General features: G+C 68.6%; 23 protein-coding genes. 15 read left to right on the forward strand and 8 right to left on the reverse strand.

The features are described 5' to 3' along the window. Window positions 1-13: 13 nt before the first annotated feature. From M4D77_RS12190 to M4D77_RS12200, 3 genes are all read right to left on the reverse strand, one after another. Window positions 14-1,087, reverse strand: a complete 1,074-nt coding sequence (locus tag M4D77_RS12190) for a hybrid-cluster NAD(P)-dependent oxidoreductase (RefSeq protein WP_137810885.1) — start codon at window positions 1,085-1,087, stop codon at window positions 14-16. 8 nt (window positions 1,088-1,095) lie between these two features. Beyond that, window positions 1,096-2,412, reverse strand: coding sequence for an aromatic ring-hydroxylating dioxygenase subunit alpha (locus M4D77_RS12195; RefSeq protein ID WP_259936310.1), 1,317 nt, complete (start codon window positions 2,410-2,412; stop codon window positions 1,096-1,098). A gap of 406 nt (window positions 2,413-2,818) precedes the next feature. Further along, window positions 2,819-3,526, reverse strand: coding sequence for a GntR family transcriptional regulator (locus M4D77_RS12200; RefSeq protein ID WP_137810887.1), 708 nt, complete (start codon window positions 3,524-3,526; stop codon window positions 2,819-2,821). Window positions 3,527-3,690: 164 nt separating this feature from the next. Here M4D77_RS12200 and M4D77_RS12205 point away from each other — a divergent pair, with 164 nt between their 5' ends. From M4D77_RS12205 to M4D77_RS12230, 6 genes are read left to right on the forward strand one after another with little or no spacing between them, the layout of a single operon-like run. Then, window positions 3,691-4,674, forward strand: a complete 984-nt coding sequence (locus tag M4D77_RS12205; RefSeq protein ID WP_137810888.1) for a BMP family ABC transporter substrate-binding protein — start codon at window positions 3,691-3,693, stop codon at window positions 4,672-4,674. An 11-nt stretch (window positions 4,675-4,685) separates the two neighbouring features. Beyond that, a complete protein-coding gene (locus tag M4D77_RS12210; RefSeq protein ID WP_137810889.1) occupies window positions 4,686-6,245 on the forward strand; it encodes an ABC transporter ATP-binding protein in 1,560 nt (519 codons plus the stop codon). Then, a complete protein-coding gene (locus tag M4D77_RS12215) occupies window positions 6,245-7,396 on the forward strand; it encodes an ABC transporter permease (RefSeq protein WP_137810890.1) in 1,152 nt (383 codons plus the stop codon). Before M4D77_RS12210 ends, M4D77_RS12215 begins: the two co-directional genes overlap by 1 nt. Beyond that, on the forward strand, window positions 7,393-8,319 hold the full coding sequence (locus M4D77_RS12220; protein WP_137810891.1) for an ABC transporter permease: 927 nt from the start codon (window positions 7,393-7,395) through the stop codon (window positions 8,317-8,319). The genes M4D77_RS12215 and M4D77_RS12220 overlap by 4 nt, the downstream gene beginning before the upstream one ends. 36 nt (window positions 8,320-8,355) lie before the next feature. Further along, window positions 8,356-9,336, forward strand: coding sequence for an ornithine cyclodeaminase family protein (locus M4D77_RS12225; RefSeq protein ID WP_137810892.1), 981 nt, complete (start codon window positions 8,356-8,358; stop codon window positions 9,334-9,336). Further along, window positions 9,333-9,800: a nucleoside deaminase gene (locus tag M4D77_RS12230; protein ID WP_137810893.1), complete on the forward strand. Its 468-nt coding sequence runs from the start codon at window positions 9,333-9,335 to the stop codon at window positions 9,798-9,800. The genes M4D77_RS12225 and M4D77_RS12230 overlap by 4 nt, the downstream gene beginning before the upstream one ends. Here M4D77_RS12230 and M4D77_RS12235 read toward each other — a convergent pair. From M4D77_RS12235 to M4D77_RS12245, 3 genes are read right to left on the reverse strand one after another with little or no spacing between them, the layout of a single operon-like run. Then, on the reverse strand, window positions 9,797-11,128 hold the full coding sequence (locus tag M4D77_RS12235; protein WP_137810894.1) for a D-arabinono-1,4-lactone oxidase: 1,332 nt from the start codon (window positions 11,126-11,128) through the stop codon (window positions 9,797-9,799). The genes M4D77_RS12230 and M4D77_RS12235 overlap by 4 nt on opposite strands. Then, window positions 11,116-12,402: an alanine racemase gene (locus tag M4D77_RS12240; protein WP_259936311.1), complete on the reverse strand. Its 1,287-nt coding sequence runs from the start codon at window positions 12,400-12,402 to the stop codon at window positions 11,116-11,118. The genes M4D77_RS12235 and M4D77_RS12240 overlap by 13 nt, the downstream gene beginning before the upstream one ends. Further along, a complete protein-coding gene (locus M4D77_RS12245; protein ID WP_065630789.1) occupies window positions 12,386-13,009 on the reverse strand; it encodes a TetR/AcrR family transcriptional regulator in 624 nt (207 codons plus the stop codon). The genes M4D77_RS12240 and M4D77_RS12245 overlap by 17 nt, the downstream gene beginning before the upstream one ends. Before the next feature lie 195 nt (window positions 13,010-13,204). Between M4D77_RS12245 and M4D77_RS12250 the strand changes: the two genes are divergently transcribed. Genes M4D77_RS12250 through M4D77_RS12260 form a run of 3 tightly spaced genes read left to right on the forward strand, consistent with a single transcriptional unit; the run spans window position 13,205 to window position 17,249 of the window. Further along, window positions 13,205-14,389 (forward strand): MBL fold metallo-hydrolase, encoded by a 1,185-nt coding sequence (locus tag M4D77_RS12250; protein WP_259936312.1) that lies wholly within the window; start codon window positions 13,205-13,207, stop codon window positions 14,387-14,389. Beyond that, the gene (locus M4D77_RS12255) at window positions 14,386-16,899 is read left to right on the forward strand and encodes an HAD-IC family P-type ATPase (RefSeq protein WP_259936313.1); all 2,514 of its coding nucleotides are present in this window, start codon (window positions 14,386-14,388) and stop codon (window positions 16,897-16,899) included. The genes M4D77_RS12250 and M4D77_RS12255 overlap by 4 nt, the downstream gene beginning before the upstream one ends. A gap of 53 nt (window positions 16,900-16,952) precedes the next feature. Then, window positions 16,953-17,249, forward strand: a complete 297-nt coding sequence (locus M4D77_RS12260) for an antitoxin (RefSeq protein WP_259936314.1) — start codon at window positions 16,953-16,955, stop codon at window positions 17,247-17,249. 17 nt (window positions 17,250-17,266) lie between these two features. Here the strand turns inward: M4D77_RS12260 and M4D77_RS12265 are convergent, their stop codons facing one another. Further along, entirely contained in the window at window positions 17,267-17,887 is a 621-nt protein-coding gene (locus M4D77_RS12265; protein WP_259936315.1) for a DNA-3-methyladenine glycosylase, read from the reverse strand. Here M4D77_RS12265 and M4D77_RS12270 point away from each other — a divergent pair. The 6 genes from M4D77_RS12270 to M4D77_RS12295 all read left to right on the forward strand — a co-directional run bounded on the left by M4D77_RS12270 (window position 17,865) and on the right by M4D77_RS12295 (window position 23,812). Next, window positions 17,865-18,302, forward strand: coding sequence for an SRPBCC family protein (locus tag M4D77_RS12270; protein ID WP_058251681.1), 438 nt, complete (start codon window positions 17,865-17,867; stop codon window positions 18,300-18,302). The two genes, M4D77_RS12265 and M4D77_RS12270, sit on opposite strands and share 23 nt — an antisense overlap. A 113-nt stretch (window positions 18,303-18,415) precedes the next feature. Beyond that, on the forward strand, window positions 18,416-20,167 hold the full coding sequence (locus M4D77_RS12275; RefSeq protein WP_259936316.1) for a substrate-binding and VWA domain-containing protein: 1,752 nt from the start codon (window positions 18,416-18,418) through the stop codon (window positions 20,165-20,167). Between the two features lie 65 nt (window positions 20,168-20,232). Further along, entirely contained in the window at window positions 20,233-20,799 is a 567-nt protein-coding gene (locus M4D77_RS12280; RefSeq protein WP_137810899.1) for an FMN-binding protein, read from the forward strand. A gap of 38 nt (window positions 20,800-20,837) precedes the next feature. Then, window positions 20,838-21,683 carry an FAD:protein FMN transferase gene (locus M4D77_RS12285; protein WP_259936320.1) on the forward strand — a complete coding sequence of 282 codons (846 nt, stop codon included), beginning with the start codon at window positions 20,838-20,840 and terminating at the stop codon, window positions 21,681-21,683. After that, a complete protein-coding gene (locus M4D77_RS12290) occupies window positions 21,680-23,254 on the forward strand; it encodes an FAD-dependent oxidoreductase (RefSeq protein WP_259936317.1) in 1,575 nt (524 codons plus the stop codon). The genes M4D77_RS12285 and M4D77_RS12290 overlap by 4 nt, the downstream gene beginning before the upstream one ends. A gap of 9 nt (window positions 23,255-23,263) precedes the next feature. After that, window positions 23,264-23,812 (forward strand): molybdenum cofactor biosysynthesis protein, encoded by a 549-nt coding sequence (locus tag M4D77_RS12295; RefSeq protein ID WP_259936318.1) that lies wholly within the window; start codon window positions 23,264-23,266, stop codon window positions 23,810-23,812. Window positions 23,813-23,981: 169 nt separating this feature from the next. Here the strand turns inward: M4D77_RS12295 and M4D77_RS12300 are convergent, their stop codons facing one another. Next, complete coding sequence (locus tag M4D77_RS12300) at window positions 23,982-25,241, reverse strand: HNH endonuclease signature motif containing protein (protein ID WP_259936319.1); 1,260 nt, start codon at window positions 25,239-25,241, stop codon at window positions 23,982-23,984. Window positions 25,242-25,299: the final 58 nt, after the last annotated feature.

Raw genomic sequence — 25,299 nt, forward strand, 5'->3', positions numbered from 1 at the left:
CGTCGGGTCTCCCTCAGAAATCGATCACGACCGGGGACAGGGGTTCGGCGCAGCAGAGCAGGATCTTGCCCTGCGCGATCTCTCGTGGGCGGATACCGCCCTGGTGGTTCATGACCACGTCGCCGGAGACCTTGCGGACCTTGCAGGAACCGCACAGGCCCACACCACACGTCGATGGCAGGGTGACGCCCGCTTTGGCGGCGGCGGCGAGGATCGTGGTGCCGGGACCCACGGTGACCCGCCGGGCGCGTCGGGAGAAAGCGACGACCACGCCGGTGTCGGACTCCGACTCGTCATCGGTGGGCAGGCTGAACCCGAAGCTCTCCTCGTGGATCCGAGCGAGAGCCGAGCCGGCCGACACCAGTGCGCCGCGCACGTCGCTGCGAAAACGCCCGGGGCCGCAGAGAAACACCTCGCGGTCACCGAGGTCGGGGCAGACCCGTTCGAGCATCGCGCGGTCGATGCGCCCGCGGTGTCCGGTCCAGTCGGGGAAGTCGCCGGCGGCCATGCGCGTCGCCGCGAACGCCAGTGTCACGTTCGGATGCCGACGGGCGAGTTCCTCGAGTTCGTCCCGGAATGGGATGTCGTCGACATTGCGCGCACTGTGCACGAAGGCGATGTCGAGCGGGGACTCGCTGTCGGTGACCGATCGGAGCATGGACATCACCGGCGTGATGCCACTCCCGGCCGAGACGAACAGGTACTTCTCGGCCGGACGAGCGGTGTAGGTGAATCGACCCAGCGGTCCGGAGGCGGTGATCATCATGCCTTCGACCATGTTGTCGTGCAACCAGTTCGAGACATGGCCCCCGGTCACGCGCTTCACCGAGATCGACAGGCCCCCCGGCCGGGTCGGGGGTGAGGAGATGCTGTAGCAGCGCTGGACGGGCCGGCCGTCGATCTCCACGGTCATCGCCAGGAACTGACCGGGGGCGAAGACGAAGGTCCGGTGGTCGTCCGGGTCGCCGGCCGGATCCCCGGCAGCGGAGCGCGACGGCGACCCGCCCGCGACCCGGAAGGTGAACGTCGCCATGTCCCGGGTGGTGTCGGTGCGGGACACGCACTGGAGGAAGATGTTGTCGGCCATGGTCGCTCTCAGGCTCCCGCCGCGTCGAAAGGGCCGTCGGCGGCCGGGATGTCGAGTCGGCGGCGCAGCATCGTGACATACCAGTTGACGAAGGCCTCGACCTGGATCTCCGACGTACTGTAAGGGCCGGGAACGTAAGCGGGATCGCTGATGCCGCTGTGCGCGAGCGCAACGAGGTCGGCGTCCTGCTGATTCGTCTTCTCCCAGACCCCGGTGAGCTGGTCGAGGTCATAGTCGACGCCCTCCACGGCGTCACGATGGACGAGCCAGGTGGTGCGCACCAGGGTCTGATCGGCGGAGACCGGGATGACCGCGAAGAGCACGGCGTGGTCGCTCGTCACGTGCAGCCACATGTTGGGCTGCAGGTGCATCGACAGCCGGCCGAGTCGCGCGTCGGGGATGTCGGTGAGGAGGCGGCCGCAGGCCGCGGAGCCGTCGAGGGTGAACGACTCGCCGGCGAGGTCGAGTGCGTCGCGCTCGATGTGGAACCCTGTTGCGCGCGTGTCGAGTTCTACGACCCGGGTGTGGGGTAGGCCATGCCGGTCCCAGATCTCGGTCTGTTCCGCGGTGGCGCGGTGGAACCGGTCGAACGCCGGCGCCAACCGGCTGGGGATGGCGTCGGTGTCGCTGTATCCCCAGGTCGGGAAGAACACGTTGAGGAGTTCCGGATGGCCACCGCAGTGGTAGCACTCGCGGTTGTTCTCCATCGTCAGTTTCCAGTTGCCGTCTTCGACGATGTCGACCTGTTTGGCCACCTTGGCCTCGGCGAGACGGTGCGGCGTCAGATAGGGCTCGACGACGGCGGCGACCTCGTCGATGTCGGCCGGCGGGTCGTCGGCCAGGCAGATGAACACCAGGCCGCCGATCGTGCGGACATGTACCGAGCGCAGCGAGTAACAGGACTTGTCGAAGCCGGGCGCCTGGTCATCGGCGAACTCGAGGCGCCCGTCCATCCCGTAGGTCCACGAGTGGTAGGTGCACACCAGGGTCCCGGTCGATCCGCTGGGCTCGGTGAGCAGGCGGGCCCCTCGATGCCGACACACGTTGTGGTGGGCCCGGACCCGGCCGTCGTCGTCTCGGACGACGATGACCGACCGGGTCGAGAAGGTGATGGTGACATAGTCACCGGGATCGGTGATCTCGGCTTCGGTGGCCACGAAAATCCATGACCGAGAGAAGATCTCGTCGACATCGAGGTCGAAGAACTCCCGGCTCACATAGAACTCCGCCGGCAGGCTCTCGCCTGCGCGGCGGTCGGCGATCAGAGCGCGGGTGCCGGTTTCCGGTGCCCTGGTGGCGGCATGCGCGACGAATGGTGCAGTCATCAGCAGTGCGGGCCTCTCTGCACGGTCGGTGACGGATCTGTCGGGATGGCGGTTACATCGAGATCAACTGCATTGCAGTCGATCTCGAGACAGTCGGACGGCACGTGGATTCGGCCGGGCCAAGCTGGGGGAGTGTTGACTTGTTGCGTCATACGCAACGACGCGCATGCTATGCAACAAGTGTGCGTCTCGGGTCTTGCGGTGTCAAGCGGGACGTGCGACCGGTCTCCACGAGTCGCAGACGCGTCGAAAGATCATCGCGAGCCGAGGCACACCCGCTCTGCCAAATGTTCGCGACGAAGACATCGACCAGCCGCGACATGAACGCCGAGTACCAGGAGATCGCGAACGGCGGGCTGGCCGTGGATGTCCGCTCAGCGTGGTCGAGTGCTGAGTCCGGGTCGGATCACCTGCGTCGGCTCTTGGTGAGCGCGACTGGATCCAGGGCGTTGCGCGACCACTGCGCCGCCATCGCAAGGCTGGCGGCGCGCCCAGAATGCACGTGGTGGAAGGCTGACTCGGCGGCCCGGTCGGGATCGTGATCGGTGATTGCGGCCAGCATCTCCTCGTGCTCGCGACACTGCACCCCCGGGTCCCGGTCCTTGGTCAGGTGGAACAACCACTGCGTGCGGGCTTCGAGTGGTCCGAGGACGTTCTCCAGCAACGGATTTCCGGCCAGGTCGACGATGATCGTGTGGAACCGTGAGTTGGCCGCGGCGATCGCGGGCTTGTCGTCTCGCGCCGTCGCGTCACGAGCGATCTCCAGTTGGTCGGCAAGCGAAGCGAGCCCGACCGGATCGGCGCGTTCGGCAGCGAGTCGGGCCGCCAGCACCTCGAGGCTCTCGCGGACGTCGAACAGATCGCGCACGTCATCGACTGTGAACGGTGCGACGATCGCGCCGCGACGGGGCACCATCACGACCAGGCCGTCCTGTTGCAGTCGCTGCATCGCCTCGCGAAGGGGGATGCGTGACAGCTCGAGCTCGACAGCCAGGTCACGCTCCACGAGCCTGGTGCCGGGCGCGAGCTCGAGGCCGACGATCCGCCCACGCAACACCTCGTAGGCGAGATCGCTCAGCGACTTCTTCGTCGCGGCGTCTGCGGCACCGGTCACGGCATGTCTCCTCTGTGTGGCGAAGGCCAGCGTACCCCCGGGACGTGTAACGGTATACCGTTAATTACGCTCTTACCGGTTCGTAACCGGGCGGAAATGGTGCAAGCGGACTCTTTTCGTAACGGTATACCGCTACGAGGATGCCGGCCTACCAGGAGAAAACCATGAAACGAAAGCTTCCCATCGCGCTGATGGCCGCCGGCGCGCTCGCTCTCGGAGTTTCCGGTTGCGGGTCGTCCGACTCCGCGGCCGACGACGGAACCCTGTCGGTCGGGGTGTTCCTGCCCGGCTCGATCAACGACACCGGTTTCATGGAGTCGGCGTATGCCGGCTACAACCGGATCAAGGAACAGCTCGGCGACCAGGTCGACATCAGCTACGTCGAGCAGGTCGCGACCGCCGACTACCAGCAGGCCCTTCAGCGGTTCGCCTCGGAGAACGAGTTGGTGATCTCGGTGGGCGGGCAGACCGACGCCGATCTGCGCAAGGTCGCGCCGCAGTTTCCGGACGTGACGTTCGTCGAGATCGGCGGTCCGGCCGACGCCGAACCCATGGCGAACCTCGCGTATTACGACCCGCAGCAGGCCGAAGCCGAGTTCATCGCCGGTGCGGCGTCGGCGGCGGCCTCGGCGGACGGCACGATCGGGTTCGTCGGCGGGGTCGAACTCCCGGCGATCGTCAACGCGGCGAAGGCATTCGAGAACGGAGCCGAGTTCACGCGGCCCGGCGTCCGGGTTCTCGCGCCGCAGTATGTCGGCGACTTCAACGATCCGGCGAAGGCCAAGCAGGCAGCCGCAGCCGCCTATGCCGGTGGCGCCGATGTGCTGGGCCAGATCGTCAACCTCGGCAAGCAGGGCATCGAGCAGGCCGCGAGCGAAACCGGGAACCGGCTCGGCGGCGGTCCGATCCCCGGTGACTGCAGCAACCCGGTGTACAGCGGTTACGTCAAGACCGACATCGGCGCGGAGGTCGAGTACGCGGTTCGAGCTGTGCTCGACGGCACGTGGGAAGCAGCGCAGGTGCCGTTCGGTCTGACCACCGACAAGGGCGGTACCGACTACATCGTGTGCTCGACGGATCCGGCTGTGGCGCAGGCGGTTGAGCGCGCGAAAGCTGCCATCGCCGACGGCGCCGTCGCTCCGTACTGAGGCCGCCGACGATGACGATCACCACCGACATCCCGGTGGCCGGGGGAGACTCGCTCCTCAGGCTCGACTCCGTCGCGAAGACCTTCGGCACGGTGCGAGCCCTCCACGAGGTGACCATGTCGGTCCGCGCCGGTTCTGTGCACTGCATTCTCGGGGAGAACGGCGCGGGCAAGTCGACCCTGTGCAACGCGATCTTCGGCACCGTGTCCCCGGACCGCGGCCAGATGACGTTCGGCGGCAACGAGTATCGTCCGCAGAGTCCGGCCGACGCCATCGATCGAGGTGTCGCCATGGTGCATCAGCACTTCTCGCTGATACCCACGATGACCGTCGCGGACAACCTCGTCCTCGGTTCGGGGGGCTTCCGGCCACCACGGCGGCAGCTGCGCCGTGACCTCGATCGGATCTCCGACCACTACGGTTTGCGTGTCGATCCGGAGGTGATGGTTCGAGACCTCAGCGTCGGTGCACGACAACGGGTCGAGATCGTCAAGTCGCTGCTCACCGACCCGCGACTCATCTTGCTCGACGAACCGACGGCGGTGCTCGACCCGGCCGAGATCGACGCGCTCATCCACACGTGTTCGGCGCTTGCCGCGAGCGGCAAGTCCGTCGTGTTGATCACCCACAAGCTGGGCGAGGTGGCCCGGGTGGCCGATGAGGCGACGGTGCTCCGGGCGGGCACCGTCGTCGGCGGTGGGCCGCTGTCCGACCTCAGCCGCGAGGAATTGCTCGCCATGATGCTCGGCGAGGCAACGCAGTTCGTCGGCACCCAGCGCCCGGCGCGGTCACCGGCCGACGACACGCGCACGACGAACCAGGCGCCGCCCCGTCTGCGGGTCGAGGACATCAGCGTGACCCGCCAGGACGGTCGTGTCGCCCTTGCGGGCGTGGACCTCGAGGTCCGCGCCGGCGAAATCGTCGGTATCGCCGGGGTCGAGGGCAACGGCCAGTCGGAACTGACATCGGTGCTGTCGGGAGCCGTGTCGCCGGACACGGGGGTCGTGACGATCGACGGCGAGGATCTGACCGCGGCCACGCCGGCCCGCCGGACACTCGCGGGCCTGGCGGTGATCCCGGAAGACCGGCACGCCGAGGGCATGATCGCCGCCATGAGCATCGCCGAGAACCTGGCGATGCCACGGCTACCGAACTACCGGCGGTGGGGTCTGCTGGACCGGTCCCGGATGCAAGCCGATGCGCAGACGGCGATCGCCGATTTCGACGTCCGGGCGCCCGGACCGGATGCGCCGATCGGCAGTCTGTCCGGTGGAAATCAACAAAAGGTCGTTCTCGCAAGGGAACTGACGACGCCTGGACTGCGAGTCGTGGTCGCTGCGCAACCGACCCGTGGTCTGGACGTCGGGGCCGTCGCATTTGTCCTCGACCGGCTGCGTGCGGCCGCCGACGACGGCGCCGCCGTCCTCGTGACGTCCAGCGAGATCGACGAGTTGCTCTCGGTGTGCGATCGCGTCGTCGTCGCCTATCGGGGTGGGCTCCACGGCTCGGTCGACGCCCGGTCGCCGGAGGCTGCGCGCCTCATCGGCAACCTGCTCACCGGAGTCGCCTGATGGACACCGTCACCACATACATCCGGTCGCGCCTGTCGACGGCGACCGTCAGTCCTCGAAACCCCGTCGTCGTGGGCCTCGGCGCAGTCGTCGTCGCGGCCGCGGTGGGACTCGCGCTCGCCGCCGTGGCCGGCGCGAATCCGGCCACCGTGATCGAGGCCCTGGTCGATGGCACGCTGGGGTCGCCGTTCGCGGTGGGCACGTCGATGAACAGCGCCGCCGTGCTCATGCTCGTCGCGATCGGGTTCACGATCGCCTACCGGGCCGGGCTCGTGAACGTCGGCGGTGAGGGCCAGATCTGCCTCGGCGGTGTCGCCGCGACCGCCGTCGGGGTGTCCCTGCCGGAGGGAATCCCGCCGGTGCTGGCGATCCCGCTCACGCTGGCGGCGGCGGTGCTCGGCGGCGCCCTGTGGGCGTCCATCGCCGCCTGGCTGAAGGTCCGACGCGGCGCCAGCGAGATCATCACCACTCTGCTGCTGAACTTCGTCGGCCTGGCGATGGTGGTGCTGATGGTGCACGAGGAGGGCCTGCTGCGGCAGCCCGTGACATCGTCGGAGACGCTGCCGCAGTCGGAGTCCCTCGGTGAGTCCACTCATCTGCCGCTCCTGGGCCTCGCGAAGAATCCGGCCACGATCGCGATCGTGCTCGCCATCGGACTCGCTGTCCTCGTGGCGGTTCTGTTGCGGCACAGCGCGGTCGGAATCCGCCTGCGCGCCGTCGGGTTGTCTCCCTCGGCAGCGGCACGACTGGGTGTCCCCATCGAGCGCACGGCGTTTCTCGGTCTCACCACAGCGGGTGGATGTGCCGGCCTGGCGGGCGGCCTGCTGGTCACCAGCGCACCGTTCGTGCTCGCCGAGGGCTTCTCGTCGGGGTTCGGGTTCAGCGGACTCGTCGTCGGGCTGCTGGCCCGAGGGTCGATGATCGCGGTCGCCGGGGTGTCGCTGCTCTTCGGCTTCCTGGTCTCGGGTGGGATCAACCTACAGCTCCAGGCAGGTGTCCCGTCGTCGACGATCACGGTCGTGCAGAGCGTTCTCATCATCTTGATCGCCGCCACCGCGTGGTGGGCATCGACGTCGCCGACCAGATCCCGCAATGTGGCCGCCACGAAGGCCGCCGATTCGACAACCGCCACCGAGGAGGTGTCGGCATGAACGTCACGATGATCACCGAGATCCTGGCCAGTGGAGCGGCATTCGCGATCCCACTGCTGCTCGCCGCGGCCGGCGAGTCCATCAGCGAACGAGCCGGCGTCCTCAATCTGAGTATGGAGGGCATCATGCTGTGCGGCGCGTTCACCAGCGTATTCGCCTCCGCGACCACCGGATCCGCGGTCCTCGGCGTTCTCGCCGGCATCGCCGCCGGGCTGCTCTTCGGAGTGATGAACGCTGTGCTCAGCGTCCGGTGCCGAGCCGACCAGATCGTCATCGGTGTGGCGGCGAACGCACTGGCGCTCGGCCTCACCACCTTCGGCGCCCGCATCCTGCTCGCCGATGGCAAGGGCAACAACGTTCCTGCGTTCGACGACGTCCGCATCCCCGTCCTGAGTGATCTCCCCGTCGTCGGGCCGGCCCTGTTCGGACAGACGATGCTCGGGTACCTGTGCCTTCTGGTGGTCGCGGGGCTCGCGATCGTGTTCTCCGGCCGGACCATGCTGGGCATCCGATTCGATGCTGTCGGCGAAGATGCCGTCTCGGCAGGGTGGACCGGAGTGTCGGTCAACAGGATTCGGGTGTTCGGTGTGCTGATCGCGGCCGGGTGCGGTGGGTTGGCCGGAGCCCAGCTGGCTTTGTCGGAGGTGCGGTCGTTCAGCGAGAACATGACCGCGGGCATGGGATACCTGGCCGTCGTCGCCGTGATCGCCGGTCGGTGGAAGGTCACCGGAATCGTCATTGCCGCCCTGTTCTTCGGTGTGGCCCGGGCGCTTCAGTTCGCCCTGCCCGCGGTCGGCGTCGACATCCCGTACGCGCTGCTGGTGATGCTTCCATACCTCATCGCGATCGTCGCCGTCGCCGGCTTCGTCGGCGGACGCAAGGCGCCGTCCTGCCTCACCGTCCCGTACGTCGGCCGTGTCTGACGTGCGCGAAACCACCTGCAAGAGAAAGGGCCCGACATGGCCATCGTCCTGACTCACTCCGAGGTCGCCGGTCTGATCGACCGGGCAGCCGTGTATGCCGCGGTCGAACAGGCGCACATCGACCTGTCGACGGGAACCGCCACGAACCCGGCGCCCGCGATGCTGCCGATCGAGAGGGGAACCGTCCTGCCGATGGCGGCATCGGCTCGCCGACATCGGGCGAGTGCGGTGAAGATGTTGTCGGACATGCCGTTCAACCGCGAGTCGGGTCGTCCGGCGCAACGGTCGACCATCCTGCTCATGTCCGCCGACACCGGTGAGTGCGAGGCGGTGATCGACGGACGGTTGATCACCGCGATCCGCACCGCTGCCGCGAGCGCCGTCGCCACCGCGCATCTTGCTCACACCTCGAGTGCGGTGCTCGGCGTGATCGGGGCCGGCACGCTGGCGGTCGAGCACACCCGGGCGATCGCGCGGGTCCGGCCACTGGAGAAGGTGTTCGTCTGGTCTCGCAGCGCGGCGACGGTGGACCGGTTCCGCACGGCGACTGCGGACCTCGATCTCGAGGTGGAGTCGGCCGACTCACCGCGGCTTGTCGTCTCGTCGGCCGACGTCGTGTGCACCCTCACGCCCTCGCGTGAGCCGATCGTCGAGGGCGCGTGGTTCCGCACCGGCCAGCATCTGAACGTCGTCGGTGCGCCGCCGCGTGCCGACCATCGGGAAGTCGATGGTGCGGGCATGGCCGCTGCCCGCCTCGTGGTCGACAGCCGGTCGACGGCACTGGCCAAATCCGGTGACGTCCTGCTCGCGATAGAAGAGGGCCACCTCGTGGCCGACGACGTCGCCATCGAGCTGGGCGATGTGATCGTCCGCCCCGGCAGCGGCCGGGAGCACGATGAGGACATCACCCTGTTCAACTCCGTCGGGATCGGGTTGCAGGACCTCGTCACCGCGCGCCTGTTGGTCGACGCCGCGACGGAACAGGGCGTCGGTACCCGGGTGGAGCTGGCCGGATGAGGACCTCGGAGCGTGACCGAGAACTGTTGCGGCGCGCCATCGACCTCGCCGGTGAGGCAGGTGAGGCAGGAAACCGGCCGTTCGGCAGTGTGATCGCCGTGGACGGCATCGCGGTGGCGGAGGGGCGCAACCAGGTCGGCGCCTCCGGCGACATCACTGCCCACGCCGAACTCGTAGCGCTTCGTCGGGCGATCGACGACGGGTATGCCGAACGACTGGCGGGCGCAACGGTGTACGCCAGTGGCGAGCCCTGCCCGATGTGCGCCGCGGCGTGCGTGTGGGCGGGTGTGGGCCGGATCGTGTTCGCCGCCTCGACCGCGGCGTTCACCGCGGTCCTCCCGGGTGGCCCGCATTTCGGGTCGTCCTGCGCCGAGGTGATCGCGTCCAGCGATGCCTCGATCGACGTCGACGGCCCGCTGCTCGAGGACGAGGCGCTGGACGTGATGGCGGGGTTCGCCGACTAGTCGCCCAGCACCCGCCGCAGGTAGTCGTTGGCGAACACGCGCGACGGGTCGTATCGGTCCCGGACGGAGCGGAATTCGTCGAACCGTGGATAGACGCCGCGTAGATATTCGGCGTCGCGCGTATGCATCTTGCCCCAGTGGGGCCGGCCGCCGAGACCGGTGAGGATGGCTTCGACGTCGGCGAAGTAAGCATCGGAGTCGGCGGGATCGTCGCGGTGATAACGGTGTACGGCGATGTAACCGCTGGTGCGTCCGGAGGCGGTGGAGAGCATGAGGTCATCGGCCGCGGCGGCGCGGACCTCGATGGGGAAGCTGACGAGGTGGTCGCGCCGGTCGAGGAGGGCGCGGATCTCGCGCAGCGCCGCCGGCACGGCCTCGAGGTCGACGGCGTACTCCATCTCGCGGAACCGGACGTCGCGGTCGGAGACGAAGACCCCGGTGGAGGAGTCGGTGAACTCGCGCGCGGAGAGCGCGCGTCTCGTGACCCCGTTGATCGTCGGCACCAATCGCGGTGCGCGCGCACCGATCTCGCACAGCAGACGAAGGGCCTTGTTGCTCAACAGTTCGTCGTCGATGTAGCGCTTGACGCGCGACGGCCCGGTGACCGGGGCGTCGGGACCGACCCGTGTGTTCGTCTTCACCAGAGCGCAATTGGTGTGCGGGAACAGGTAGAACTCGTGGTGGTCGGTGGTCGCGACGCGCTCGTGGAAGGCGGCGATCGCCGCATCGGCCGTCTCGGGACCCTCGACCGCGTGCAGCCGGAACTCGTCGACACAGTCGATGGTCAGTTCCACAACGACCCCGAGCGCGCCGAGGCCGAGTGCGACGGCCTGCATGTCGGCGTCGTCGGCGGTCACGGTGACTATCTCGCCGGAGCCGGTGACGATGGTCGCGCCGACGATCTGGGTGCTGATGCCGCCGAAGGCGAGCCCGGTGCCGTGGGTTCCGGTCGAGGTGGCGCCGGCGATCGTCTGACGATCGACGTCGCCGAGATTGGTCATCGCGAGTCCGAAAGGTGCCAGGATCCCCGGGATCTCGTGCAGGTGTGTGCCGGCGCGCACGGTCACTCGGTGGCCGTCGGCCGCGACCAGACCACGCAGGCGCGACAGGTCGAGTTGCACGTCGTCGGCCACGGCGATGGGGGAGAAGCTGTGTCCCGCGCCGACGGTCTTCACCGTGCCGCCGCGCGCGGCCGTCTCCCGGACGATGTCGGCGATCTCGGCGGCACTCGCCGGGTGCCGCACCCGGTTCGGCGTGCAGGCCGCGGTGCCGCCCCAGTTGCGCCAGCCGGGCGCCGAACGCGCAGCGGTCCTGCTCACAGGAAGCACCTGCCCTCTCCTCGGTAGGTCGGTACGACCTCATCGACCACTGCGTGCCCGGCGTCGTCGCGGCCGATGATCGCGACCTCGCGCGCTCGTTCGCACACCTCGCCGGACTTGGTGTGCCGGAACCACACCCGACTCCCGACGGCGATCTCGTCCGCGACCGCACCTCGCAGTGGGGTCTGCACCTCGCCGGCGGCCTCGGTACCGACGTAGGTGAGTCCGTGCGGCCACACGGGTGTGGGCAACCGGTCGGCAGCGGGCGGGCCGGACGCGATCCAACCGCCGCCCGCGCAGGTCACGACGCCGGGCGCCGGGCGGCGGACGACGTCGAGACCGAAGGACAGCGCGGGGGCGGGACGGAACCGCGCGTACCCGTCGAACAGATGGCCGCCGAACAGACCGCTGCCCGCGGCGATGTCGGTGACCGAGCGGTCGCGCGCGGTCTCCTCCAGGGAACCGGTGCCGCCTCCGTTGACGAACTCCAGGTCGGCGATCCGGCGCACGTCGTCGATCACCTTGCCGCGGCGACGGCGCAACTCGGCCATCGAACGTCGCTGCATCGCGCGAATCGCCCGGTTGGCCAACGCCTTACCGGGCGCCGCATCGGCCACCCCGGCCACCTGCGCCTCGTAGGACATGACCCCGACGAGATCGAAGCCGGGACGTGCCACGATGATCCGTGCCAGCTCCAGTGCGTCACGACGGGAGTGCACCGGCGAGCGGCGAACCCCGATGTGCACCCGCCCGCCCAGTAGGCGGTACGACGCGTCGAGGTCGATCGCGACGCGGATCGGCGGCCGGGCGGACGGAGGCACGACGGCGTCGATGAGGTCGAGTTGGTCGACGGAATCGACGAGCACGCTCACCCGACGGGTCGCGACCTCGTCGGCGGCCAAGGCCGCCAGCGCATCCCGCCGCACACTGGGGTATCCCATCAGCACGTCGTCGATCCCCGAGGTCGTGGCGAGCCAGTGTGCCTCGGCCACGTCGTAGGCGAGCACCCCCGCGAAACCGGCGCGCGCGGTGATGTCGTCGATGACCGAGCGGACACGGACGGATTTCGTGGCCAGGCGGATCGGGACACCCGCCGACCGACGGGTGAGATCGGCGACGTTGTGCTCCAGGGCGGCCCGGTCGAGTGCGAGGACCGGTGCGTCGAGTCTCGCATCGGCGACCGCTTGATCAATTGCCGCCCAATAGGATTCGGGATCACTCAGCCACGGCGCGGGCGTCGGCGTCACCGGTGCCGCGTCGGGCGCTTCACCCGAAGCTGACATGGGTCATGAGCTGATCGGTGATCGAGCGGATGATCGCGTCGACGACCTTGTCGTCGGCGGTGCTGAGGTAGACGAGTGTGATCGAGTTCGTCGCCGCGATGATCAGCGGACCGAGGTCCTCGACCGGCGTGGTCCACTCCATGGGCGTCAGGTCGGCCATCGACCGCAGCCCGGCCGAGGCCACCCGGTAGAGCTGCTCGTACATGTGCTTGCCGACCTGCTGCAGCTCCGGGTGATTGTGCGCATAGATGCCGAGCGCGATGGTCGCCTGCATCCGGCCGGGATCGGCTTTGAGCAGGTCGTAGAACGCGTGGAACTGGCTCACCATGCTCGACCGCATCGTCTCCACGCCCGGCTCGGGTCCGTAGTCGGCGGCGGGCAGCACCGCGTGCAGCATGCGCTCGATGTCGGTGGGGACCGCCGTCTCCATGACCGCGCACAACAGTGCGGTGCGACTCTCGAAGGCATAGTGGAAACTTGCGAGCGGCATGCCGGCGTGGGCGCAGATGCGACGCGTGGTCGCGCCCTCGACCCCATGGTCGGCGATCACACGGTACGCCGATTCGAGAAGCGCGCTTCGACGTTGGTCGACGGACATCCGTGCCACTGCGGTATCTTCCTGACCACATGCGCCGGCGCATGCTCGGGTGGACAATGTCGCCGCAGCCTATCAGTGCCGGTGAGGCGCACAATGCCGTTCACCCGGAAGAAATCGCAGATCACACCGGGGACGGTCGGGAGGCGTGCACCGCACGGCGCGACCGCCGTCTGCCCAAGGTGACGCCACCGAACCCACTACTGTGTGAACGTGACCTCCACGACCGGTAGAAAAGGCACCAACGACCTGCGCCGCGACGTCCTCGCGCGTGCGGGTTCGGCGGGAGTGGCGGTGGCCGACGCCGTCGTGGCGCGGCTCGCCGCCGAGGGACTCGGTCCCGCCCGCGCGCTGGGCGCCTCCCGCGACCAGATAGCGCCGCACGTGCGGCGGAGCCCGCATCTGCGGAACGGCGCCTTCGTCAACCCGGAACCCCCGTCGATCGCCGATCCGAGCCTGCAGGTCCTCACCGACATGGCCCGGCGGCCCGGCCGGCCGCGCCGACCGGTCATGGTGACGGTCCCACGCTTCGAGGCCCCCGGCGACCTCGCCGTCACCTGGCTCGGCCACGCCACCGCCGTCGTCGACATCGACGGCGCGCGGGTCATCACCGATCCGGTCCTCAGCCGCCGCTGCTCGCCCAGTCAACTCGTCGGGCCCGGACGCATGCACTCCGCCCCATTGGCGCCGTCACAGTTGCCGCCACTCGACGTCGTCCTGATCAGTCACGACCACTACGACCATCTCGACATGGACACCGTCGTCACGATCGCCGACACCCAGCCAGATGCGGTGTTCGTCACGACGATCGGGGTCGGCGCGCACCTGGCCTCCTGGGGGATCGCGGAAGATCGCATCCGGCAGGCGGATTGGTGGGATGAGGTGGTGGTGCCGACCGGCGCGGGCGAGCTGCGGTTCACCTGCGGTCCGGCGCGGCACTTCTCGGGCCGGTGGCTGGAGCGGAATCTCACCCAGTGGGGCAGCTGGGCGATCACCGGACGGGAGCACAAGGTCTTCTTCTCCGGGGACACCGGCCACAGCGAGCGCTTCGCCGATGTCGGCGACCGACTCGGCCCGTTCGACCTCACCCTCATCGCCGTCGGAGCCTACGACGTGATGTGGCCGGACATCCACGTGAACCCCGAGGAGGCCCTGTCGATCCACCGGATGGTCTCGCCCGGTACCGGATCCGACTCGGTCTTCATCCCGATCCACTGGGGCACGTTCAACCTCGCGCGCCATCCCTGGGGGGAGCCCATCGCGCGGTTACAGGCGGACGCCGGGCCGGACAAGCCGACGATACTGGTGCCGCAACCGGGCGGTTCGATCGACCTGATGACGCGGACCGGCAGCGGTGTGGCACAACCCAATTGGTGGGAGGCTTCGGCGTGAGCTCGCCGACCGAGATCGCGGACGCCGGCCTGACCGCGGCCGAGGTGGCGCAGCGGGTCGCGGCCGGCCAGGTCAACGCGCTGCCCGACCGGTCCGGCCGCAGTGTGGCCGACATCGTCCGCGCGAATGTCTTCACCCGGATCAACGCGATCCTCGGGGTGCTGTTCGCGATCGTCGTGTTCACCGGATCGCTCATCAACGGTCTGTTCGGACTGCTGATCATCGCCAATTCCGGGATCGGCATCATCCAGGAGGTCCGGGCCAAGCGGACGCTCGACAAGCTCGCGATCGTCGGCCAGACCCGGCCCCGGGTCCGGCGCGATGGCGAGGTCACCGAGGTACCGCCGGACGAGGTGGTGCTCGACGACATCATCGAGATCGGTGCCGGCGATCAGATCGTCGTCGACGGCGAGGTCGTCGAGGCCATCGCGCTCGACGTCGACGAGTCACTGCTCACCGGCGAGGCCGACCCGATCGACAAGGACCCGGGAGACGCGGTGCTGTCGGGCAGCTTCGTGGTCGCCGGCGGTGGCGCGTACCGCGCCACCAAGGTCGGCGCCGATGCCTACGCGGCCCAGCTCGCGGCCGAGGCGTCGAAGTTCACGCTGGTCTCCTCCGAGTTGCGCTCCGGCATCGATCAGATCCTGCGGGTGATCACCTGGTTGCTGATCCCGGCCGGTGTCCTGACCATCGTCAACCAACTCTTCGTCAGCGACAACGGGTTGCGTCGGTCCCTGCTCGGCATGGTCGCCGCGCTGGTGCCGATGGTGCCCGAGGGGCTCGTCCTGATGACCTCGATCGCTTTCGCGGTGGGTGTGGTGCGGCTGGGTCAGCGGCAGTGTCTGGTGAACGAACTCCCGGCCATCGAAGGGCTCGCGCGCGTCAATGTGGTCTGTGCGGACAAGACCGGCACCCTGACCGAGAACGGGATGCGGCTGGCCGAGGTGCGTTCCCTCGGGACGGTGCCCGCCGAGACCGAGGGACAGGTGCTGGCCGCGCTCGCCGCCCACGATCCGCGGCCCAACGCCAGCATGACCGCGATCGCCGAGGCACATCCGATCCCACCCGACTGGTCGGTGGCGGCCATCAAACCGTTCACCTCGGCGACCAAGTGGAGCGGGATGTCGTTCCGCGGGAGCGGGTCCGGCCCGACCGCTGGCATCGACGACGGTCACTGGCTCATCGGTGCGCCCGACGTCCTGCTGGACCCGGAGGGCGAGACGGCCCGCCTCGCCTCCGACATCGGCGTGACCGGACTCCGCGTGCTGCTGCTGGCCTGCACCGACGTGCCCGTGGACACCGAACCCGAGCCGGGTCAGGTCGCTCCGGGAACCGTCTCCCCGGTCGCACTCGTGGTGCTCGAACAGCGGGTCCGGCCCGATGCGCGCGACACGATCGACTACTTCGGACAGCAACATGTCGCGGTGAAGGTCATCTCCGGGGACAACGCCCGGTCGGTGGGGGCGGTCGCCGCGTCGCTCGGGCTCGGATCGGCCGAGTCCTCGGTCGACGCGCGCGAGTTGCCCTCAGAAACAGGCGAACTCGCCGACGTCGTCGAACGGGGCGTCACGTTCGGGCGGGTCCGGCCGGATCAGAAGCGGGCCATGGTGAAGGCGCTGCAATCGCGGGACAACACCGTCGCGATGACCGGCGACGGAGTCAACGACGTCCTCGCGCTCAAGGACGCCGACATCGGCGTGGCGATGGGCTCGGGCAGCTCGGCCGCCCGGTCGGTGGCGCAGATCGTGTTGCTGGACAACAAGTTCGCGACCCTGCCGTATGTGGTGGGCGAGGGCCGCCGCGTGATCGGCAACATCGAGCGCGTCTCCAACCTGTTCCTCACCAAGACCGTGTATGCGGTGCTGCTCGCGCTGTTCGTCGGCCTCGGCGGTCTCCTCGGGGCGCTGTTCGGGTCCGATCCGCTCAGCTATCCGTTCCAGCCGATCCACGTGACGATCTCGGCCTGGTTCACCATCGGCATCCCGGCGTTCGTCCTGTCGCTGGCCCCCAACAACGAGCGCGCACGCCGTGGTTTCGTGCGCCGGGTGCTGCTCAGCGCGGTGCCCAACGGCATCATCGTCGGTCTGTGCACCTTCGTGACCTACCTGATCGTCAACCCGGGCGGCGCCGGCGTCGAGGTGGGTGGTGACGCCGTCGAACTCTCGCAGCCTCAGACGCAGGCCGCCACCGCGGCATTGATGACGCTGATCGCCATCGCGGTCTACGTCCTCGCCGTGGTCGCCCGTCCGTACACCTGGTGGAAGGTCGTCCTGCTCGCCGTCTCGGCCGGGGCGTACGTGCTGATCTTCGCGTGGCCGTTCACCCAGGACCTGTTCCGGCTCGACTCGTCGAACTGGGGGATGAACACGGTGGCCTTGCTCTCGGCGGCGGTCGGCATCGCCTGTGTCGAGGTCGTCTCGCGGGTGGCTCCCCGATGGATTGCCGCGCATGACAACGACCAGCACGCGGACGAAGCGCAGGTCAGCGGGGCGCTCATGTCGGACCGATAGAATCTGCGGCAAGTGGCCGGAAGGTGTCCGGCACGTCGATCAGAGGAGACGTCATGGATCTCAAGGGACTCGTCAACAAGGCCAGGGCCACGCTGCAGAAGAACCCGAGCCTGATCGAGAAGGGCGGCGACGCCATCGACAAGGTCACCAAGAACAAATACTCGGGTCAGGTGAACAAGGCGCAGGATGCCGTGCGCAAGGCCGTCGGCGCGCCGGGACAGGGAAACCCGGGACAGACTCCGCCGACCAATCCCACCAACCCCGGGGAGCCGCTGCCGGGTCAGCAGAGCCCGCAGCCCCAGAATCCCCGGCCGCAGAACCCCCAGCAGCCGCAGCACCCGCAGCGGTAGTCCGCTGGGAGTAGTCCTCAGAGCTGAGCCCGCGGATGTCGGCGATACGCCGACACCGTGGGATCGGCGTCGATCCAGAACCGCCACGCCAGGTCGGCAGCGCGGCGGACCCCGACCCGAGGCCCCGCGACGACGCGTTCCCCCGGTAGCGGTGCCCCGGGGTCGAGGGTGACCGGGGTCGACGGGTCGGCGAGATCGGTGTCGAGGTCGGCCATCGTGATCCCGAGGGCGCGGCACAGGTTGCCCGGCCCGCTGGCGAGCTTGGCGTCGGGGACCGGCCCCGAGCGCGTCGCATCGCGACGGGCGCGTGCGAGGTCGACGCCGTCGACCACCGCGCCGGCGCGCAGCAACACCGCCGCAGCGGGTCCCGGCCCGGCGACGACGACGTTCGCGCAATGGTGGCCGTGGATGCGATAGACGTACAACCGTCCCGGGGGCCCGTACATGATCTCGGAGCGGGCGGTTCGGGTGTAGGCGTGCGACGCCGGGTCGTCGGGACCGGCGTACGCCTCGACCTCGGTCAGCCGGATCGTCACCCCGTGCCCGGTCACCTGCGAGCCCAGCAGCGAACGTGCCTGTTCGGCGGCGGAGGCGGGGGCACTACTCTCTTGGGTCATGGCGAAGACGAGTGACTCCATCGGCGTTGATCTGTCACCGGAAGATACCTGGGCCGCGGCATCGGATCTCTCGCGGTACAGCGAATGGCTGGTGATCCACGAGACGTGGCGCAGCCCGATCCCGGCGTCCGCCGACCTTCGCAAGGGCACCGAGGTCTCCTCGATCGTGCGGGTCAAAGGCACCCGCGTCCGCTTCGACTGGGTGGTCGAGAAGTTCGAGCCGGTCTCGCACGTCCGCCTCAAGGGCAACGGCAAAGGCGGGGTCAAGGCGAAGCTGGATCTGGGCATCGCTCCCACTTCCAGCGGATCGGAAGTAACCTTCACTGTTGATCTGGGTGGGCTGCCGCTGATCGGGCCCGTGGGTAAGACCGCGGCCATGGCGGTGTCGGGGGATCTGCGTAAGTCGCTGCTGAAATTCCGCGAGGTGTTCGGCTGAGCCACGCGTGAACACGCGGGCCGCGACCGCCGATGCGTCGATGCGTCGTGCGGCGACCACGCGAGAGGCGGGTCTGCAGACCGCCGCCGTACGAGGGGAACGGGAAAAGAACAATGGGGCGTCACAGCTCCGGCGCCGATCGCGCCGGAAACGAGTGGAACGGGAACGACCGGTCGGGTGGGGCGGTTCCGCCACGCGCCCAGTCTCCATCGGACAGAGGCAGGTCGAACGATGCCCGGTCGGGGAGCGATGACGACTTCGGCTTCGAGCACCGCAACACCGATGGGGGCCGCCGCGGGGGATGGCTGTGGGCGGGTGCCGTCCTGCTGGTCGTCGTAGCCCTGGTCACCGGCGTCATCATCTGGCAGACGGGTGCGGGTGGCTGCGGGGACCGGACCCGGGTCGCCGTCGCGTCGGACTCGGCGATGACCGGTCCGCTGCGCGAGGTGGCGCGGCAGGCGTCCGCGGACTCGTGTTTCGACTACGACGTGCAGACGGCCGCGGGTGCGGATGTGCCCGGCCTGCTCACCCAGGGTGCAGCGGCTCCGGACCTCTGGGTCGCGGACTCGCAGGTGCAGGCCCGCCGGGTGACGACCCAGGTGCGTCGTGACCTCGATATGGTGTCGCCGTCGATCGCGTCGACCCCGACCGTCGTCGCCGGCACCGACGTACCCGAGCTGGGCACCTGGGTCGAGGTCATGAAGTTGCCTGATCTGCGAACCGGCAGCCCGGTGGACACCAGCACCGGCGACGCCCCGATCATCGGTGCTCTCGCCGCGGTCGACTCCGGCGAGCTCGCCGACCAGGACTTCACCGAGGCGATGACCATCCTCGCCATCCAGCAGAACAATGCGCGCCTGGCCAACGACAACGAGGGCACACGTCTGAACCTCGCCAAAACCTCGGGCGTCCCGGTGGTCACCACCGAGCAACAGTTCGATCTGTTCATGCGCACGCACCAGGGTTCGCAGTTGACGTCGACGATCCCCGCGGCGGGCACGGTCATGCTCGACTATCCGCTGGTCAACACGGCTCCTGCGGCGCGCCAGCAGGCGGCCGCCGACGCCGGGGCGGCCCTCGTCACCGCGCTGAACACCGATGCCGGGCGCGCAGCGCTGGCCGACTCGGGATACCGCGACGCCGACGGAAACGGCGTCGGTCAGCCGGTCAAGGAACTGGAGCTGCGCGACCCGTCGTCCGTCGACAAGGCATTGCGGCAGTGGCAGGTACTGGGTGTGCCGATCCGCTCGCTGGTCGTCCAGGACACCTCCGGCTCGATGGAGACACCGGCCGGCGGCACCACCCGGGCGGGCCTGCTCATCGACGCCTCTCAGACCGGACTCAAGCTCTTCCCCAACAACACGATGATCGGCGTCTGGGCGTTCAGCGTGAACAAGGGCGGGCCCGGACAGGACTGGGAGGAGCTCGCCCCGATCCGCCGCCTCGATGCCCGCTCGGGCAGCGGTACGCATCGGGACGCGCTCGGCCGTGCCGTCGAAGAGGGGTTGTCGGACCTCGGGGGCGGGACGGGTCTCTACGACACGACCCTCGCGGCATTCAAGAAGGTGCAGGACACCTACGACCCGAACTACTCCAACAGCGTCATCATCATGACCGACGGTCAGAACGAGGACCCCGACAGCATCACGCTCGACAATCTGCTCGCCGAACTGAAGCGACTGGAGGATCCGGCACGACCGGTGCTGGTGCTGACGATCGGTATCTCCGACGACGCCGACTCCGACGCGCTGAAGCAGATCGCCGAGGCCACGGGTGGCACCACCTACGTCGCGGAGAACGCGGCCGACATCCGCACCGTCTTCGTCGACGCCATCCAGGCGAGGGTCGCAGCCGCGGGACGCTGAGACCGTTCGGAACGCCCCGCGGCCGTCGCCGGGACCAATGGCCGCGCAATCGGCACAATTGGTGCATGACGCACACCCCAGAGCCCACCGAGACCCTCGACCCGAGCACGATCGCCGAACCCGGCCCCCGTTCTTCGCGCCCGTCCCGCAGCCCGCGGGGATCGTCCGTCCTCGCCCGCACCGGCGGGGTGGTCGCGGCGATGGCGGTGGTCGGACTCGTGGCGGGCGCATGCTCGTCCGAGGACTCCGGGTCGGACGACTCGGCCACCGGCACGACGACCGGCGCCGCGACGGGCAGCTCCGCTGCCACCGAGGCCGCCGACGCGGGCTCCGGCGAGTACGAGGACGGCGAGTACACGGCGCGCGGTGAGTACATCTCGCCGGGTGGTCCGCAGAGCGTCGGGGTCACCGTCACGTTGTCGAACTCGGTCATCACCGCCGTGTCGGTGGACACCAGCCAGACCAAGGGCCCGTCGCTCGAGTACCAGGGCAAGTTCGCCGGCGGCATCTCCGACGTCGTGGTGGGCAAGAACATCGACGAGATCGAGGTCGACAAGGTGTCCGGCTCGTCGCTCACCTCCGGCGGTTTCAACGAGGCGATCGAACAGATCAAACAGGAGGCGCAGGCCTGACCTCCGTCGGCACCGGGCACCACTGGGCGTTCGAGGCGATCGGCACCCGGTGGACGATCAGCACCCCGGAACCACTCCCCGCCGATGTCGTCGACGCGGTGAACACCGAGATCGACCGGATCGACCGGGCCTGGTCACGGTTCCGGGACGATTCGACGGTCGCGCAGATGGCCAGGGAGGCGGGGCGATACCCGATCGCCGACTCCGACCAGGCGCTGGTCGACTGGTACCGCCGTCTGTACGGCCTCACCGGCGGCGCGGTGTCGCCGTTGGTGGGGCGCACGCTCGCCGAGGCCGGTTACGACGCGGCGTACACGCTCCGCGCGTCGGCGCGGGTGCCGACGGCGCCGGCCTGGGAGGCGGTGATCGGTCAGCACGTCGGTGCGCTCGAGATTCGCGAGCCGGCTCTGTTCGACGTGGGTGCGGCCGGAAAGGGATTCGCGGTCGACCGGGTGGCGGAGATCGTCGGCGGCCACGTCGACGACTTCGTGGTCGACGCAGGTGGGGACATGGTGATATCGCCGCGTTCCCGCGGACTGCGGGTGGCGCTGGAGCATCCGCTGGACACGACGAAGGCGATCGGCGTCGTGTCCGTTGCCGGCGGCGCGATCTGCGCCTCGGCGAGCAATCGGCGGGTGTGGGCCGACTGGCACCACATCGTCGATCCGCGTACCGCCTCGCCCGCGCGGGAGGTGCTGGCGACCTGGGTGATCGCGCCGTCGGCGATGGAGGCCGACGGCCTGACGACGGCGCTGTTCTTCACGCCCGCGGCGTTCCTGCGCGGCGATTTCGACCATCACCGTGAGGGCTTTCATCACGTGACCATCCGACGCAACGGGAGTGTCGAACACACCGCCATCCCCGGATTGGAGTTGTTCCTGTGACAACGCTTCTGCCGCAGCTGCTCTCGCCGATCGACGCGGCCCGGCGGCACCTGACCCCGTATCGGGCGGTGCTCTGCGGGCTGGTGGTGCTGGCCGCAGTCGCTTTCGTCGTTTCGGCGACCGATGCCGACTTCGGTTACGGTCCGGACGAATTGGCGGTGTGGCTGGTCGTCGCGGTCGGGTTCAGCGGGGTCGTGAGCTACGTCTGCGCCGGCATGCTGCGGGTGCCGCCGAACTCGGATTCGTGGCTGATCACGGGACTGATCCTGTTCTTCGTCCTGCCCGGCGGCTCGGAGGACACCGCCGTCGCCACCGTCGCGGTGGGCGCCGCCATCGCCGCGGCGTCGAAATATGTTCTCGCATGGCGTCGTCGGCTGATCGTCAACCCCGCGGTCGCGGGTGCGGTCGGTTGTTACGCGCTGGCATACGCCGGTGTCGAGGGCATCAGCTTCCCGTTCTGGTGGGTGGCCGCCGATCCGCTCTTCGTCCCGATGGTCGTGATCGGTGCGGTGGTCGTGACCTTGATCCGCGAGTGGCGACTGGCCCTGGTGTTCATCGGCGCCTCCCTTGTCACGATCGGGGTCGTCGAACTGGTACGCGGCGGCCAGGATCTGTCCACATGGGTGGTGTCGAGTCCGATGCTGTTCGTGGCGGCGATCATGCTGCCCGAGCCGCTGACGTTCCCGGCCACCGAGCTGCACCGACTGGTATATGCGGCGTTGGTCGGTGTGCTCATGCACTGCCAGTACACGATTGCGATCACCGACGCGTACACGTTGGCGTTCGTGCCCGAGGTGGCGTTGCTCGTCGGATGCCTGTACGCGTTCCTCGTCCGACTGGTGTCGGGCACTGCGCGCCGGGTGCCGCTCGACGTCGTCACCGTCCCGGTGGCCGACCGAACCTACGTGGTGCGCGGTGAACCGGTCGGTGGCGCAGCGGTGTTCCGGGCGGGGCAGTGGTCGAGTGTCAGTGTGCCGCGGTGGTCGGCGTCGGTGTGGTCGGGTTCGCGGCGGGTCTTCTCGTTCGTGTCCGCGCCCCGGCAGCAACCGGTGGAGTTCGGCTTCACCGTCGCCGCGGCGCCGTCGACCTACAAGGCAGCACTGGTCGACGGAACCGTACGCCGGGTGTACGTCGACGAGATCGGTGGGGACTTCGTGCTGCCGCGGTCGTTTCCGGCGACCGGATCGGTGGTGTTGATCGCCTCCGGGATCGGGATCACTCCGTTCGTGTCGATGGTGCGGGAGCTGGTGCAGTCGGGCCACGATCTCTCCGGCCTGACCATCGCGCACGTGCTGCGAGATCAGGGGCGTGCCGTGTACGCCGATGACCTGGAGCGCGCCCGGGCCGCGAACGCGCGCATTGCGACCGTCGAGGCGCCGGAACTCGCCGACGGGATCGACGATCCCGCCCGGCTCGCCGAACTCATCGGTCCCAGCGCTGCGGGCGCACACTACTACGTGTCAGGTACGCCTGCGTTCGTCGAACGGACGTCGGCGGCGGTCCGCCGCCTCGACGGTTCGACGCGGTCCCGGCCGTGGCGTGTCCACACCGACTCGTTCTCCGGATACTGAACGCGTCTGATGGAGTTCGAATACCACTGCGACATAGTCACATTCGTCGTCTCGCCGAAGCACGCCTACTTCGGTAGGCCGAAGGACGGCCCGGCCGACGAGGTCGAGACCCGCACCCCAGACTCGGTGGAGATCGTCGCCGACAAGGGGATTCGTGGTGATCGCTTCTACGGAATCCGGGCCCACACCGAGGCGGCCATGACGTTTCTGGCGCTCGAAGCATGGATGGCGGCGGCGGCTGACGCCGATCCGGTTCTGGCCCGCCGCAACGTCGTCGTGCGTGGTGTCGAGCTCGATCCGTTGCGGGGACGCGAGTTCGAGCTGGACACCGGGTCGGGTCCGATCCGGTTCCGCGGCGGACGCCCTGCTCATCCGTGTTCGTGGATGGACACCGTTGCCGGGGACGGGGTGCGCAAAGCCCTGATCGGACGTGGTGGACTTCGGACGCAACCGCTGACGTCGGGGACGCTGAGCGTCGGCCCCGCGGTCATGCGCACCGACGTCGAACTCGACGCCGCCCGCGCCGCCGACCAGGTGCGGCGGGCGCAGCCGATGTAGCGAGGGGCGACGATGGTCTGCCCCGCGGACTCCGTTCCCCTCTACATGTGGAGGGGAACGGAGCCGACTGCTATGTCTCTGTGGAGTTGTCAAGGGACGGATGCGGTCCCGGGCGGGCGCCGGGTGCGAAGGTGCTACGCGAACGCCTGGTGGTCTGTCGCGGCAGCGGTCAGGCGGCGTCGTCGAGTCGCATGGTGCGTCGGTTGTAGGCGGGTAATGATCGGCGCTGTGGGTCGATGGTCGCGGGTGGGACGAGCCAGGGGTGTCGGTCGAAACCCATGACAATGTCCCAGCCGTGGTGGTGGACTTGGGTGTGGCAGCGTTGGCAGAGCAGGCAGCCGTTGTCGAGGTCGGTGGGTCCGCCGTCGGCCCACGACTTGATGTGATGCACCTGCGTATGGGACGGCGGTGCACCACATTTGATGCAGCAGGCGTCGCGGACGATGATCGCTTTGCGTAAGTGTGACGGATACAACCGGCGGGTGTGACCCATCTGTAGTGGTACGCCCTCACTATCGAGGATTATCTCCGTGAGCGAGCCGTCGCACGAGACCTGTTTCGCGGTGGCTTGGCTGACCGATCCGGTCCACGGCAGCGTTGCGAGGTCTCCGGTCGCGGGGATCGTCAGCATCAATTGAGTGCGCGGGGAACCAACGGTATCGAGGGTAGCGCCGATCGCGGCTTGGTCGAGGATCAACTCGAAGGCGTCGGCACGGCGTTGCTCGGCGGTGCGTCGATCTTCGGCGCCGTCGGGTTCGGGGCGTGGACACGAGCGCTCATCGATCATCGTCAGGAACTTCTCGCCCACGACCTGGGTGAGGTCGGCGCGGACTTCGACGCGGCCGTCGTCGGTGGTGTGGGCGTTCACCGAGTTCAAGCGTGCATCGTCCGACGCTCGGATTCCTGCGCCACAAGCATCGGCGAGAGCGTTGCCGATGACGTGAGCATGCTTGAGCACCTCAGTCGGTGTTGCACCGGATAGTGCTTGGGCGATGAGTTCGATCTCAAACCGCGAGCGCTCGTCGCCGGAAAGCGCCTCACCACAACGTCTATCGAGCTCGTTCATGCCGCGGACGATGGCATCGACGACCTCGCCGGACAGCCGCCCATCGGCGGTATGACGCGCCAAAGCGGGCAGGTTGGGCAGCGCGTCGACACTGCGCATGGTGCGGAGGGCGGAGGCCGGCGCATGTCCAGACTCGATCAGCAGCTTCTTGGTGGTGCTACCGGTCTTCTGTGCGACTCCGAGGGCGTCGAGTTGCGCTGCGTGCGTGGCGATCTGGTGGTCTGCGAGGTTGCGGATCAGGCGCCACGTGTCGAGGGCGTCGAATGTTGCTCTGCCCGTGGGGTCGTCGGTGGGTGGGGTGGTTTCGATGAGCTGATCGAGGAGCGTGGTGAGCTCTGGCATGACTCCAAGGTACAGGAACATTCGTGGCTCTTCTGACCCTGAAGTGGGCTACTTTTAGCGAGCCTAATGCACGCAACGC

Source organism: Gordonia sp. p3-SID1431, from assembly GCF_025143765.1.
GTDB classification, from domain to species: Bacteria; Actinomycetota; Actinomycetes; order Mycobacteriales; family Mycobacteriaceae; genus Gordonia; species Gordonia hongkongensis.